Genomic DNA, 14094 nt, shown 5'->3' with positions numbered 1-14094 from the left:
ATGATCCCTGACCGGCAAATCAAACATCACGATCGCGAGAGAAGCAGTTGGGTCCGCCTACGGACCTTGGTCATTTTGCGATGGATTGCCATTCTAGGCCAGATCACTGCGCTCGTTGTTTCGGTGCGGATTTTAGGCCTCGACCTTGAGGTAGGCCTTGCCGCGATGGCAATCGGTGCATCAATCATCGCCAACCTGTTTTCGACGTTCCTGTATCCCGAAACCAAGCGTCTGTCCGAACTCGAAGCGATGCTGATGCTTCTCTTCGATTTGCTTCAGTTGTGTCTGCTCCTGTACCTCACTGGCGGTTTGAACAACCCGTTTGCCCTGTTGGTGCTAGCACCTGTCACCATCGCAGCAACGTTCTTGCGTCTCCGCGATACTGCAATCCTCGGGATCATCACGATCCTTATTCTAACCGCCCTCGCTGCGTGGCACATACCGCTACGATCAATGGCAGGTGACGTATTGCAGATGCCCGACCTCTTTCGGTTCGGGTTCTGGGTCGCGCTTGTGATTGGTGTTGTATTCCTTGGCGCTTATGCGCGTCTGATCACGTCTGAGATCCACGAAATGTCTGATGCTTTGCTGGCGACGCAAATGGCGCTTGCCCGTGAACAAAAGCTCACCGATTTGGGTGGTGTTGTCGCTGCTGCTGCGCACGAATTGGGCACGCCTCTCGCGACGATTAAGCTGGTCAGCGGTGAGTTGTTAGATGAATTGGGGGATGATCCAGACCTTGCAGACGATGTGCGCCTGATCGGGGAACAAGCCAATCGCTGCACTGCGATCCTTCGGTCGATGGGCCGCGCAGGCAAAGACGACCTGCACATGCGCCGCGTTCCATTAGAAGGTCTCTTGCAAGAAGCTGCCGAACCCCACCTGATGCGTGGCAAACGATTGGAATTCGTAATCTCTGATGAAACAGAGATGCCAGCACGCCAACCGATCATCGAACGTCGGCCAGAAATCGTGCATGGACTTCGCAACCTTGTGCAAAATGCGGTCGATTTTTCGTCGGATAAAGTACTAATCGAAAGCACATGGACCGACAAATCCGTCAGTGTGCGCATTTCGGACGATGGACCAGGGTATCCGTCTGCCATTCTGGCTCGCATCGGTGATCCGTTCATGCGGCGTCGGGAAGACACCAGTCGCCCAGGTTACGAAGGCATGGGTTTGGGCCTGTTTATAGCGAAAACGTTGCTTGAACGGTCAGGGGCGCGGCTCGATTTTGCGAACGGCGGGGCGCTCGGTGGGGCCTTGGTCGCCGTCACATGGAACCGCGACCAGATCGACCCGTCCAAGGGCGACCGCGCTGGCGGTTTGGGTGAAAACCTGCCCTTTGGCGATTAACGCGCAATTAACCCTGATCCATAAAAGTTCCTTTGTTGCAAACAAGGGATTCGACCGATGTCGGGCATGTATCTTTTTGGGCTCTGCCTCATCTCTGTCGCGGCGGCGGGATTAATCATTACCGTTCTGGCGCGGTTCTTAGATCTGAAAAACCAAAGCGCCCGCGCCATGATCCGCGAAGCCGAAGATGAGATCGTGTTTCTCTTTGACGAGACGAAATTGATTGATGCGACGCCATCCGCTAAGGCCCTTCTGCGTCGCAGAGCGACAGAGAAAACGGATTGGGATCGCTTCCTCGGTTTCTTTGCGTCGAATTTCCCTCAAATCAGGACCACAATGTCCTCAATCCAGTCAGGTGGATCAATGGTGCTGACATCCCCCTCAGACCCAGACTTACGTCTCGATGTTGAGTTTTGTGACGGGATCATCCGCGTCACATATCAAGAAGGATTTCGACGCCGAACAGCCGTTGATATCGCGACGCTTACATCGATTGAGGACGAGCTTCATACCCTGCGCGGAATAGCAGAAAGCGCACCTCAGTTGATCTGGAAGCAGGATGACACGGGTACAATCACTTGGGCCAATCGGAGCTACCTAGACTTCGCCGCGCTGGTGGCTGGTTATGCGGAAACCGAAATCCCACCATGGCCGCCTGCGGAGTTGTTTTCTAATCTCGATACCCAAGACGACCTCATCCCAACACGTCACAGCATAGACCTAGGCACCGGTCGGCCGCCAAAATGGTTTGAAGTCACCAAGGCGCATCGCAACGCCGAGACGATCCACTTTGCCGTCGATGTAACAAAGGTGACGAAAGCCGAAGAAACCCAACGCAGCTATGTGCAAACCTTGGTCAAAACCTTTGCCCAATTGTCAGTTGGTTTGGCCATCTTCAACAGTGACCGCGAATTGATCGTGTTCAACCCTGCCCTTCACGATCTGACCGAAATTCCTTCCGATTTCCTCGCTTCTCGGCCCAAACTGCACACCTTTTTCGACAGGCTTCGGGACCAAAAGAACATCCATGTTGCAGCTGATCAGCGATCATGGCGCGATCAAATTGTATCGCTCGAGAAAGAGGCCAAAGCAGGACGTTATTCGGTGAATTGGGAACTTTCCAACGGTCAAGTGTACAGGTTTGTCGGACGACCTCATCCTGACGGTGCTTTGGCTTTTCTTGTCGAAGACGTGACCTCTGAAATCTCGCTCACTCGGCGATTTGAAGCACAAATCGAAATGGGTCAGGCCGTGATGGATAGCCTAGATGACGCTATCGCGGTCTTTTCGGCGGCAGGAACCATGATCATGTCGAACCAAAGCTACCATCAGCTTTGGAACTACACGAAAACTGCGCCCTTTGTCGGCTCTACCCTGCTTGATGAATCCCGCATTTGGCAGGACGCCTCAGCCCCAACGCCAATCTGGACGAGGCTGCGTGAAGGTGGTGGCCTTAGTCGATCTTCTCAGGTCTGGAGCGATACCATACGTCACAATGATGGTCGTTTACTGGAGTGCAGCACTCGCCCGATGCCCAACGGTGCGACGCTCGTTCGGTTCCGTCATACGGGCGATAGCAAGTCTGGACGCGAAGCCGTCATCGCACTTTGGGCGGCGCAAGGTTGATTGCCTCTTGCGAGTGCACCACCAACCCTTAGTTTGGGGGCATGACATTTACCAAGGGCCCGATTTTACTCCCGTCCGAAGCGGACACCGATGCGCTTGCGCAGCGGATCGCGCCGATTTTGCGGGCTGGCGATGTGTTACTCCTAGAAGGGGATATTGGCGCCGGCAAAACCGCCTTTTCACGCGCCCTTATCCGCGCCCGCCTTGGCTACGAAGAGGACGTGCCATCGCCGACTTTTACCTTGGTTCAAACCTACGAGGACGACGTCGATATCTGGCACTGTGACCTCTATCGACTTAGCCACCCTGACGAGGCGATTGAGCTCGGTTTGGACGAAGCATTCGAATCCGCAATTTGCCTTATCGAATGGCCCGATCGTTTGGCCGATCTTGCGCCAAAATCGGCTCTGACATTGCAGTTTGTGGCCGCCGATCCACACCATGTCACGTTTGTTGGCCCAGCGGATTGGGAAACACGTTTGGGCATAATCGATGTCTGATGTTGCTACATTTCTCAACGGAACCATTTGGCAGGACTGGCACCAAACCCCTGTTGCGGGCGACGCCTCTGCTCGTAGCTATCGACGGCTCTTCAGTCCCGATGGGGAAAGCGTGATCCTGATGATCGCGCCGCCCGAAGCTGGTGAAGACCTCGCGCCGTTTTTGCGTATAGCGACACACCTCGCAGGCATTGGACTATGTCCGCCAGAAATCCTGAAATGCGATGAAACGGCAGGCCTCGCGGTCATTGGGGACTTAGGCCCACGTCACTTTGCCGATTGGATTGCGACGGGTGATGGGGATGAACTGACCCTGTATCAAGCCGCTGCCGACTGCATCCAACAAATCAGCGCATGCCCTGCCCCAGCCGGTCTGAAAACGATGACGCCCGATGTCGGCGCTGACATGGTCGGGCTTTATTCCGAATGGTATGCGCCCAGCGCCGATGGGTCAAAAATCACCGTTGCAATGAAGGCTGCGTTAGAGCGTTTGGCCCCTCACCCTTACACCCTTTCACTACGGGATTTTCATGCTGAGAACCTGATTTGGCGGCCCGAACAAGAAGGGACGGATCGCGTCGGCCTGCTTGATTTTCAGGACGCATTTTTGGCGCACCCTTTGTATGACCTTGTGTCGCTACTGCGCGATGCACGGCGGGATGTGTCTGATCGCACGGTTGATGCACTGACCAAAGATGCCGATATGGCAGCCTTTTCGACGATCGCTGTGCAGCGAAACCTCCGCATACTCGGTATTTTTGCTAGACTAGTGCAGCGTGACAAAAAGCTGAAATATCAGCCACTAATCCCGCGCGTGATCAGCCACCTCAGACGCGATCTGGCTCATCCAGACTTGCGAGACCTTTCCGAATTGATCCTTCCGGACCTGACCACATGACACCAAAATCTGCTTTGTTCTTTGCTGCTGGCCTTGGCACCCGAATGGCGCCGCTGACCAACGACAGACCCAAGCCGATGGTGAATGTTGCGGGCAAACCGCTCTTATTTCATGCGCTCGATTTGGCAGAGAGGCTCACCCGCGTGGTGAACGTGCATTATAAGGCAGAGCAAATCCGCGATGCCGTCCCAGCGGATGTTCACATCTCGGACGAAACTGACCTTCTACGTGAGACTGGCGGCGGTTTGAAACATGCTTTGCCGTTGCTGGGCGATGGGCCTGTTTTCACGATGAACACGGATGCAGTTTGGCGCGGCGATAACCCCTTTGATACGCTGCACCAACATTGGCGCGACGATATGGAGGGGCTCCTTTTGCTCGTCAGCAAAGACAACGCGCTGGGCCACTCGGGTCAGGGTGATTTCATAACCGACCAGACGGGTAAAATTCAGCGCTGTGCTGGAGCGATCTATACGGGCTGCCAGATCATTCGAACGACTGATCTGGACGAAGTCACGGAACAATCGTTCTCTATGTGGGAGCTCTGGAACCGAATGCTGGCTAGAGGAACGCTCTACGGCGTCGAATATAATGGTAAATGGTGTGACGTTGGCCGCCCCGAAAGCATCGCGGTGGCCGAAAGGATGTTGAGTGATGATGTTTGAACCGACCGATAAGCCCCGCATTTTTGGTCTCCCCCCTGGGGTGGATTTCGCCGACTCCCTTACCAAAGGTGTGATGGAGCGGCTGCAAGGAATGCCACCCGAAGAGGTCGCTAAAGTTGAGATTTTCCTGAACACACGTCGTATGCAGCGTAGAATGCGCGAGGTGCTCGACAACGGTCCTGCGGGGTTGCTGCCACGACTGCGGCTGGTCACTGATCTTGCCCGCGATCCTGTGGCAATCGACGTGCCACCCCCTGTTGCGAGCCTGCGTCGTCGTTTGGAATTGGCGCCCTTGGTCGGTGCATTGCTAGACAGTCAACCCGATTTGGCGCCGCGCTCGGCGCTTTATGCGCTCTCGGATAGCCTCGCCAAATTGATGGACGAAATGCATGGCGAAGGGGTCGATCCGCAAGCCGTGCTAGACCTCGACGTGACTGATAGGTCGGGCCATTGGGCGCGTACCCAAGAGTTCATCGGCATCGTTCTTAAGTACTTCGACTTCGCCCAAGAACCACCAGACGTCGAAGCACGCCAGCGGATGGTGATCGAACGCCTCATTGCCAGCTGGTCTGACGCCCCTCCGACGCACCCAATCATCATCGCGGGTTCAACCGGATCGCGAGGCGCGACCGCGATGTTGATGGAGGCCGTATCACGCCTGCCCCAAGGCGCGGTGATCCTCCCCGGTGTGGATTACGACATGCCCCCCGCGATCTGGGACGCCATGACCGACCGCCGGCGGTTCGAGGACCATCCCCAGTACCGCTTTAAGCTACTGATGGAGCGGCTGGACCTTTCGATTTCGGACATCCGTCCTTGGGACACGACCGAACCGTTTAGCCCCGCGCGTAATCGGGTGATTTCGCTATCGCTACGCCCTGCTCCTGTGACCGATCAATGGCTGAAGGACGGCAAAGAATTAGGCGATCTGCCCAGCGCGATGGAAAACGTGACCTTGGTCGAGGCGCCCTCCCCCAGATCAGAGGCCGAAACGATTGCGCTGCGGCTCCGCGCTGCAATGGACGAAGGGATCACTGCCGCGTTGATCACCCCCGACCGAATGCTCACACGTCAGGTGGCTGCGGCACTGGATCGTTGGAACGTCGTTCCAGATGACTCTGCAGGTCAACCTTTGCACCTTTCTGCGCCGGGACGTTTGCTGCGTCAGGTCGCTGGTTTGCGGGTCGATCAGATCACGGGCGAAAGCCTGCTTGCGCTGCTGAAACATCCGCTGGTGTCATCGGGCGGGAACCGTGGCGACCATGTCCGCCTTACCAACGAACTAGAGCTCTCAATTCGCAAGAAAGGCCCAGCCTATCCAACGGGTGCCGACCTGCGCGGCTGGGCCGAAAAGGACGCGCAAAAGGACTGGGCCGAATGGATCGGGGGATTGCTTGATCAAATCCATAGCGGGCCAAAGCCTGACGATGATCTCCCACTCCCCGATCACGTTGCACAGCATTTGGCGCTGACAGAAGCCTTTGCCGCTGGCCCGATGGCTGGCGAAAGTGGGCTCTGGGATGAAGCCGCTGGTCGCAAGGCCAAGGCAGTGATGACTGATCTGGAACTTCAAGCCATACACGGCGGTTCATTATCGGCTCGCGATTATATCGAGATTGTTAATTCGATACTGTCAGGTGCCGTTGTACAAAATCCCGACATCAGCCATCCGAACATCTTGTTTTGGGGTACGCTAGAAGCCCGCGCTCAAAGCGCTGACCTAGTTATTTTGGGCGGAATGAACGACGGCACGTGGCCCGAAACGCCTACGCCTGATCCGTGGTTAAACAGGGACATGCGGCTAAAATCGGGGCTATTACTGCCCGAACGTCGCATTGGTCTGTCTGCGCATGACTACCAACAGGCCATTGCTGCGAAGGAAGTTTGGATCACTCGTGCAGCGCGATCCGAGGAAGCCCAGACCGTTCCATCGCGCTGGGTGAACCGATTGACCAACTTGCTCGACGGTCTGGCGGATCAGTCTGGACCCGAGGCGCTCAAAGCGATGCGAGAGCGAGGGTCGAAGTGGATCAAAACCGCCGAAGCCATCAGCGCTGCGGACAAACCACGAGGCACCCCTGCGCCACGCCCATCGCCCTGCCCGCCTGTCGAGGCACGGCCAAAAGAACTGTCCGTCACGCAAGTCCAAACGCTGATCCGCGATCCCTATGCGATCTACGCGAAAAAAGTGCTCGGACTTTATGCGTTGAACCCTCTGGTCCCGACGGCCGATGCCCCGTTGCGCGGCAACATCATCCACGATGTTCTGCAGAAGTTCATAAGCGAAGACCACGACCCCGCCACTCCTGCGGCCCGTGATCGTTTGATGCAACTCACCAAAGATGAACTGGATGCCCAGTGTCCATGGCCCGCAACGCGGCGACTTTGGTATGCGCGGATGGACAGCGCGGCGGATTGGTTCCTCTCGACCGAAATTGACCGACGTAAACGCGGTGCGCCAGCCAAGCTTGAAGCTTGGGGGGAAATCACCCTCCCCGACCTCGACTTCAAGCTCAAGGGCAAGGCCGACCGTATTGATAAGACCGACGACGGTCGGGTCATCCTTTACGATTACAAAACGGGCACCCCGCCGAGCGAGAAACAGCAACTCTATTTTGACAAGCAGCTTATCCTTGAGGCGGCCATGGTTGCGCTGGGCGCGTTCAATGACATTGGCCGCAAAGAGGCTTTGGATGCGGAATTCATCCCGATCAAAGCGGGCGCAAAACCAGTTCGGGCGCCCATTCTGACGGATGCGTCCCCGAAGAAACGCAAAGATGCGATCGAGGATCTATCCGTCGATGACGAATGGACGAAGTTCCAACTCCTAATCAAAGCTTGGACCGATCCTGCGCGGGGCTACACGGCGATGATGGCCGCCGAAACCTCGGCCTATGGCAGCGATTACGATCACCTCGCGCGATACGGTGAATGGAACCTGAGCCAAGCGCCCAAAGCGGAGGTTCTGAAATGAAAGACGACGCAACACTTCGCCAGATTGCCGCCGCCAATCCACGGGCATCTACTTGGGTATCGGCAAACGCTGGGTCGGGCAAAACACGGGTTCTGACGGACCGCGTGGCGCGGCTCCTCCTCGATAAGGTCGATCCCTCACATATTCTGTGTCTGACCTACACCAAAGCAGCTGCGGCTGAGATGCAAAACCGTCTGTTCAAGCGCCTCGGCGAATGGGCCATGATGCCCGACGACCAGTTGCGGAAAGATTTGCGGGATATGGGTGTCGAAGGCACGCTTCCGACGGAAGAGCTCGCCGATGCTCGTCGCCTATTCGCCACTGCAATCGAAGTCCCTGGCGGCCTCCGTATCCAAACCATTCACTCGTTTTGTTCGTCGATCCTGCGCCGGTTTCCTCTAGAGGCGTCTGTCTCTCCGCAGTTTTCTGAGATGGAAGATCGCGCGGCAGAGCTATTGCGCGCCGAAGTGCTGGACCAAATCGCAGAAGGCCCTCATGCCTACGTGATCGACGCCGTGGCCAAGCACGTGTCCGACGATCAATTGATGGCACTGGCCAAGGATGTGCTGCGATTCAAGGATGACTTTCAGCGTAATGTAACCCGTGATGATCTTGCCGCTGGGTTTGGTTTGCCCGCAGGTGCGCAGCCATCCGACGCAATCTCCATCGCCCTGATCGGTGGCGAAGATGCGCTAGCGGAAGAGATCGTTCAATGCGCGGCTTCTACGACCGATACATACAAGAAATTCGCAGCGACTCTAAAGTCGCTCGATTACAAGAATCCCGATTTCTCCCTGCTTTCATCTCTATTTTCCGAATTCCTATACGCGGGAAAGAACACCTCAAAGTCGGTGAACTACCCACAGTCAAATCACACGAAAGCAGTCGAAGCCTTCGCGCCTGTGATTGACGACCTACATGCGTGGATGGATCGGACAGCCGCTGCGTTCCAACACCTCAAGGCCTGTGCCGCACTCGACCGCACCATGCTCCTCTACGATTTTGCGAAGGTGTTTATTCCTGCCTATGAGAACCGAAAAGTTCAGCGTGGCTTGCTGGATTTTGACGATCTTATCCTGAAAACGCGCGACCTCTTGAAACGGTCAGAAGTGGCCGAATGGGTGCTGTTCAAACTGGACGGCGGAATTGACCACATTCTGGTTGATGAGGCCCAAGATACCAGCCCAGCGCAATGGGATGTGGTTAAGGCGCTGGCGGGTGAATTCGCAGCAGGCGAAGGCGCGCGCGCCGATCAACAACGCACTATTTTCGTAGTCGGCGATAAAAAGCAGTCGATCTATTCGTTCCAAGGCGCGGACCCTGAGAAATTCGACGACATGCGCCTGTATTTTGATGCGGCACTCAAAAATACAGAAACGCCGCTGATCTCGACAGAGCTTCAGTTTTCGTTCCGATCCTCCCACGCGATCCTGTCATTCGTAGACCATGCTTTCACTGGCGATTTGGCCGAAGGATTGAGTGACGAGGTGATCCACAGTGCCTTTAAATCAGAGATGCCAGGGCGCGTCGATCTCTGGCCGTTTGTCGAGAAAACCGAAAAGCCAGAGAAGAATGATTGGCACGATCCGCATGACCTCGTCAGCGATGAAGAGGCCGATGTTCAGCTATCCCAACGCATCGCACAGAACATTAAGGTGATGCTAGAAACAGAGACTATTCCAGCGGAAAACGGGAAAACCGGCACCTATCATCGGCGTCCTGTGCGGCCTGGTGACATCCTGATCCTCGTCCAACGACGCAAGACGTTGTTCAACGAAATCATCCGTGCGTGTAAGGATTTGAACCTGCCGATTGCGGGCGCTGACCGATTGATTCTGAACGACCAACTGGCGGTCAAGGATATCCTCGCGCTCCTGCGCTTTGTCGCTTTGGCAGAGGACGATCTATCCCTTGCGGCAGCACTGAAATCGCCGTTGTTTGGATGGTCCGAACAGGACCTCTTTACCCTCGCTTATGGTCGCAAAGGGTATCTTTGGGAGGCGCTACGCGACCAAACCGAACAGCACCGCAAAACACTCGAGGTCCTGCATGATTTACGAAACCGCGCAGACTTTCTACGACCCTATGACCTGATTGAGCGCATTCTAACGCGCCACGGCGGTCGTAAATCGCTCGTTCGGCAATTGGGCGCGGAAGCTGAGGACGCCATCGACGCGCTCTTATCTCAGGCGCTTGCTTACGAACAAGGAACAGTACCGAGCCTCACGGGGTTCCTGCACTGGATGGAAGCCGAAGACGTCACCGTAAAGCGGCAAATGGACGGCGACAGCGACGAAATTCGCGTGATGACTGTACACGGGTCTAAAGGCCTCGAGGCGCCGATTGTGATCCTGCCCGAAACGCAGACGCGAGACGTCAAGGCACGTGGCAGCATTCTGAAATCTGAGGTCGGACCCATTTGGCGTCCGCTCAGCGAGGACACGCCAGAGGCCATCGCCCCCCTTATCGACGACGCGAAAGCCGCCGAAATCCGCGAACGTCGACGGCTGCTCTATGTGGCGCTGACGCGAGCTGAAAAGTGGCTCATTCTTTGTGGCGCGGGTGATGTCAAAGACAACACAGAGGCATGGTATGACATCGTTGGTTCAGCGATGGAGCATTTGGGCGCTGAGACGGTGCCGTTCGGGGGAATGGATATTCTCCGCTATTCTGTTCACGATTGGAGCGGCTTAGAACTTAATTCTACAGTCGAAGTACCTAAAGCAACGATCGACATTCCTGATTTGCCAATCGTCGACGCACCACCGCAGCGGGCCACAACAATTTCGCCGTCTGATTTGGGCGGGGCGAAAGCTCTAGCCGGGGAACTCATCGACGTGGATAAAGAAGTGGCTCTTGCTCGTGGTCGCATGGTTCACATGCTGCTCGAACATCTGCCGAGCCACCCCGAATCTGAACGCCATCGGATCGGTCAGGCTCTTATGTCAGGCGATGAGGACATCGGATTAATCGATGATCGCGATACACTTCTCAATGATGTGATCGCAATGCTGAACAATCCTACTTTGGCCGCCGTTTTTGCACCTGATACTCTGGCCGAGGTCGAGATTACCGCTGAATTATCTGAGCTCGGCGGGCGAATTCATGGCGCAATCGACAGGTTGATCATCTCAGCGGACAGCGTAACCTGCGTGGATTTCAAAACAAATCGCATCGTGCCCGAACAGCCCGAGCAGACCCCAGAAGGGGTCCTTCGCCAAATGGGGGCCTATCACGCGGCAATATCGCAAATTTACCCAGATCGCCAGATCGACTGCTCGATCCTATGGACGACGACAGGAAAGTTGATGAATTTGCCATCTGAAATTGTCATGGCGGCGTTGCGTCGCGCCGCTACGGCTTGACCATCTGTTGGGGTCTGCATACCTTCTGACCCGACATCCTGTAGGAGAGACAAATGGCCACCGTAGCTGTCACCGATGCAACTTTCGACGCCGAAGTGCGTCAGTCCGATATTCCCGTCGTCGTAGACTTCTGGGCTGAATGGTGTGGCCCGTGCCGCATGATCGGCCCAGCTCTCGAAGAGCTGTCTGCTGAAATGGACGGTAAAGTTAAGATCGTCAAAGTGAACGTAGACGAAAATCCGAATTCCCCTGCTCAGCTGGGTGTGCGCGGTATTCCGGCTCTGTTCGTTTTCAAAGGCGGCGAAGTTGTCGCCAACAAAGCAGGTGCTGCTCCCAAAGCGGCACTGCAGGCTTGGATCGAAGACTCGATCTAATCCAACCGACTATCCTTTCGAAAGGGCGCCCTAGTCGGCGCCCTTTTGCGTTGCTCTTGTTCCAATGCGCCCTGCCCGCCATATAGGAACAAACGACAGGAGGCCCGATATGGCAGAGAGCGAATTCCCCGGATGGCACGGCACGACGATCATCGGTGTGCGCAAAGGCGGCGAGGTAGTTGTCGCAGGTGATGGTCAGGTCAGCCTCGGTCAAACCGTGATCAAAGGGACCGCGCGCAAAGTACGTCGTTTGTCTCCCGGTGGTCAGGACGTTGTTTGCGGCTTTGCCGGATCGACAGCCGATGCGTTCACCCTACTCGAACGTCTCGAAAAGAAGCTAGAGGCAACACCGGGTCAATTGATGCGCGCCAGCGTGGACCTCGCCAAAGATTGGCGGACGGATAAGTACCTCCAGAAACTCGAGGCGATGCTGATCGTCACCGACGGTATGGATTTGTTCGTGATCACAGGTGCGGGTGACGTTCTGGAACCAGAACATGACGTGGCGGCGATTGGCTCGGGCGGGAATTTTGCCCTCGCTGCAGCGCGAGCAATGATGGACACCGATAAAGACGCCGAAACCGTTGCGCGGGACGCAATGGCGATTGCGGCCGATATCTGCGTTTATACAAACGGCAAACTGACCGTCGAAAAAATCAAAGCTTAATCAGCGTTTTTGAGATTTCATATAGGCCCGCAGGACAGCGTTCATGCGGGTCTGATACCCCTTTCCCCCTGATTTAAAGAACTCCAACACATCGCGATCTACGCGCAGGGAAATCGCCTGTTTGGGTTCGGGAAGGTCGAGGGGGCTATCTTCCCAACTGGATACCTGCGATGCGGTTTCCTCGACCGCACGAGGTCGGACAGGCGATGTGACGCGCCGAACCATGATTTTTTTCTTCGGCAGGTTCTCGGTCATCTTTCGTCCTCCGATCACAGGTTATCACGTATATATACAAATCCAACACGACAGTGCGGGTTGGTTTTTGCCGCTCAGATGCCTAGATCGGAAGTGTTGAAAAGAGGACACCATGACAGACCTTACCCCGCGCGAAATCGTATCCGAGCTTGATCGCTTTATTATCGGCCAGAATGAGGCCAAACGCGCCGTCGCCGTTGCGCTTCGCAACCGTTGGCGCCGCAAGCAGCTGGGCGATGATCTGCGCGATGAAGTCTACCCAAAGAACATCCTGATGATCGGACCGACTGGCGTTGGTAAAACAGAGATCAGCCGCCGTTTGGCCAAACTCGCCCGCGCGCCGTTCATTAAGGTCGAAGCCACAAAATTCACCGAAGTTGGTTATGTTGGGCGCGATGTAGAACAGATCATCCGCGATCTGGTTGACGTTGCGATCCTGCAAACCCGTGAATTCATGCGCGAGGACGTTCGGGCAAACGCGCAGCGCGCCGCAGAGGAGCGCGTGATTGACGCGATTGCAGGCACCGAGGCCCGCGATGGCACTCGCGAGGCTTTTCGCCGCAAGCTCCGTTCGGGCGAACTGGATCAAACCGTTATTGAGTTGGAAATTCAGGACACTTCAAACCCGATGGGTGGCTTTGAAATACCGGGTCAACCGCAGATGGGCGGGATGATGAACCTCGGTGATCTGTTCGGTAAGGCGTTCCAGCGCTCGGTGAAGAAAAAACTAACCGTGGCTGAGAGCTATGATGTGCTCGTTTCAGAAGAAGCTGACAAGCTGCTAGACGACGAACTGGTGAAGAAAACCGCGATTGAAGCCGTTGAACAAAGCGGCATCGTGTTCTTGGACGAAATCGATAAGGTGTGTGCCCGTACTGATGCACGCGGCGCTGATGTGAGCCGCGAAGGTGTGCAACGCGACCTGCTTCCTCTGATCGAAGGCACCACGGTGTCGACCAAAAACGGTCCTGTTAAGACCGACCATATCCTGTTCATCGCGTCGGGTGCGTTCCACGTCGCTAAACCGTCGGACCTACTGCCTGAATTACAGGGCCGTTTGCCGATCCGCGTCGAATTGAATGACCTGACCGAAGGCGACTTCGTGCGTATTTTGACCGAAACAGACAATGCGCTGACGTTGCAATACTCGGCTCTGATGGGCACTGAGGACGTCACCGTCGAATTCACCGAGGATGGAATTGCGGCGATCGCGAATATCGCAGCGACGGTCAATAAATCGGTCGAAAACATCGGTGCGCGGCGACTTTACACGATCATCGAACGGGTCTTTGAAGAACTGTCCTTCAACGCACCAGATAGGTCGGGTGAAACCGTAAAAATCGATGCGGCTTATGTTGAAGCGAATGTTGGTGAGTTGTCACGCTCCACCGATATGAGCCGCTACGTGCTATAA

11 protein-coding genes are annotated in these 14094 nt (G+C 55.7%); 10 read left to right on the top strand and 1 reads right to left on the bottom strand.

The annotated features are described in order from the left end of the window. From regB to hslV, 9 genes are all read left to right on the top strand, one after another. Entirely contained in the window at positions 1–1356 is a 1356-nt protein-coding gene (gene regB, locus BSK21_RS14285; protein ID WP_067552349.1) for a sensor histidine kinase RegB, read from the top strand. Positions 1357–1422: 66 nt separating this feature from the next. Next, positions 1423–2982 carry a PAS-domain containing protein gene (locus tag BSK21_RS14280; protein WP_198039377.1) on the top strand — a complete coding sequence of 520 codons (1560 nt, stop codon included), beginning with the start codon at positions 1423–1425 and terminating at the stop codon, positions 2980–2982. Positions 2983–3023: 41 nt separating this feature from the next. Then, positions 3024–3482, top strand: coding sequence for a tRNA (adenosine(37)-N6)-threonylcarbamoyltransferase complex ATPase subunit type 1 TsaE (tsaE, locus tag BSK21_RS14275; protein ID WP_067552355.1), 459 nt, complete (start codon positions 3024–3026; stop codon positions 3480–3482). Continuing rightward, the gene (locus tag BSK21_RS14270; RefSeq protein WP_067552358.1) at positions 3475–4380 is read left to right on the top strand and encodes an aminoglycoside phosphotransferase family protein; all 906 of its coding nucleotides are present in this window, start codon (positions 3475–3477) and stop codon (positions 4378–4380) included. Before tsaE ends, BSK21_RS14270 begins: the two co-directional genes overlap by 8 nt. Further along, entirely contained in the window at positions 4377–5045 is a 669-nt protein-coding gene (locus BSK21_RS14265) for a nucleotidyltransferase family protein (protein WP_067552362.1), read from the top strand. The genes BSK21_RS14270 and BSK21_RS14265 overlap by 4 nt, the downstream gene beginning before the upstream one ends. Then, the gene (gene addB, locus BSK21_RS14260; protein WP_318254773.1) at positions 5035–8019 is read left to right on the top strand and encodes a double-strand break repair protein AddB; all 2985 of its coding nucleotides are present in this window, start codon (positions 5035–5037) and stop codon (positions 8017–8019) included. Before BSK21_RS14265 ends, addB begins: the two co-directional genes overlap by 11 nt. Continuing rightward, positions 8016–11384, top strand: a complete 3369-nt coding sequence (gene addA / locus BSK21_RS14255; RefSeq protein ID WP_067552366.1) for a double-strand break repair helicase AddA — start codon at positions 8016–8018, stop codon at positions 11382–11384. Before addB ends, addA begins: the two co-directional genes overlap by 4 nt. Positions 11385–11437: 53 nt before the next feature. Further along, entirely contained in the window at positions 11438–11758 is a 321-nt protein-coding gene (gene trxA / locus BSK21_RS14250; protein WP_067552369.1) for a thioredoxin, read from the top strand. 109 nt (positions 11759–11867) lie between these two features. Further along, entirely contained in the window at positions 11868–12425 is a 558-nt protein-coding gene (gene hslV / locus BSK21_RS14245; protein ID WP_067552372.1) for an ATP-dependent protease subunit HslV, read from the top strand. Here the strand turns inward: hslV and BSK21_RS14240 are convergent, their stop codons facing one another. Continuing rightward, the gene (locus BSK21_RS14240; RefSeq protein WP_067552375.1) at positions 12426–12680 is read right to left on the bottom strand and encodes a BrnA antitoxin family protein; all 255 of its coding nucleotides are present in this window, start codon (positions 12678–12680) and stop codon (positions 12426–12428) included. 112 nt (positions 12681–12792) lie between these two features. On the opposite strand from BSK21_RS14240, the gene hslU reads away from it, so the two are divergent. Continuing rightward, complete coding sequence (gene hslU, locus BSK21_RS14235) at positions 12793–14094, top strand: ATP-dependent protease ATPase subunit HslU (RefSeq protein WP_067552378.1); 1302 nt, start codon at positions 12793–12795, stop codon at positions 14092–14094.

It is taken from the genome of Marivivens sp. JLT3646 (assembly GCF_001908835.1).
GTDB classification, from domain to species: Bacteria; Pseudomonadota; Alphaproteobacteria; order Rhodobacterales; family Rhodobacteraceae; genus Marivivens; species Marivivens geojensis.
This window is presented reverse-complemented; position numbering and strand designations above follow the sequence as displayed.

Excerpts from the sequence above, each read along its gene's own strand:
- addA (WP_067552366.1), top strand. The coding sequence starts at position 8,016 with ATGAAAGACGACGCAACACTTCGCCAGATTGCCGCCGCCAATCCACGG.
- hslU (WP_067552378.1), top strand. The coding sequence starts at position 12,793 with ATGACAGACCTTACCCCGCGCGAAATCGTATCCGAGCTTGATCGCTTT.
- trxA (WP_067552369.1), top strand. The coding sequence starts at position 11,438 with ATGGCCACCGTAGCTGTCACCGATGCAACTTTCGACGCCGAAGTGCGT.
- regB (WP_067552349.1), top strand. The coding sequence starts at position 1 with ATGATCCCTGACCGGCAAATCAAACATCACGATCGCGAGAGAAGCAGT.
- hslV (WP_067552372.1), top strand. The coding sequence starts at position 11,868 with ATGGCAGAGAGCGAATTCCCCGGATGGCACGGCACGACGATCATCGGT.
- BSK21_RS14280 (WP_198039377.1), top strand. The coding sequence starts at position 1,423 with ATGTATCTTTTTGGGCTCTGCCTCATCTCTGTCGCGGCGGCGGGATTA.
- BSK21_RS14240 (WP_067552375.1), bottom strand. The coding sequence starts at position 12,680 with ATGACCGAGAACCTGCCGAAGAAAAAAATCATGGTTCGGCGCGTCACA.
- BSK21_RS14270 (WP_067552358.1), top strand. The coding sequence starts at position 3,475 with ATGTCTGATGTTGCTACATTTCTCAACGGAACCATTTGGCAGGACTGG.
- tsaE (WP_067552355.1), top strand. The coding sequence starts at position 3,024 with ATGACATTTACCAAGGGCCCGATTTTACTCCCGTCCGAAGCGGACACC.
- addB (WP_318254773.1), top strand. The coding sequence starts at position 5,035 with ATGATGTTTGAACCGACCGATAAGCCCCGCATTTTTGGTCTCCCCCCT.
- BSK21_RS14265 (WP_067552362.1), top strand. The coding sequence starts at position 4,377 with ATGACACCAAAATCTGCTTTGTTCTTTGCTGCTGGCCTTGGCACCCGA.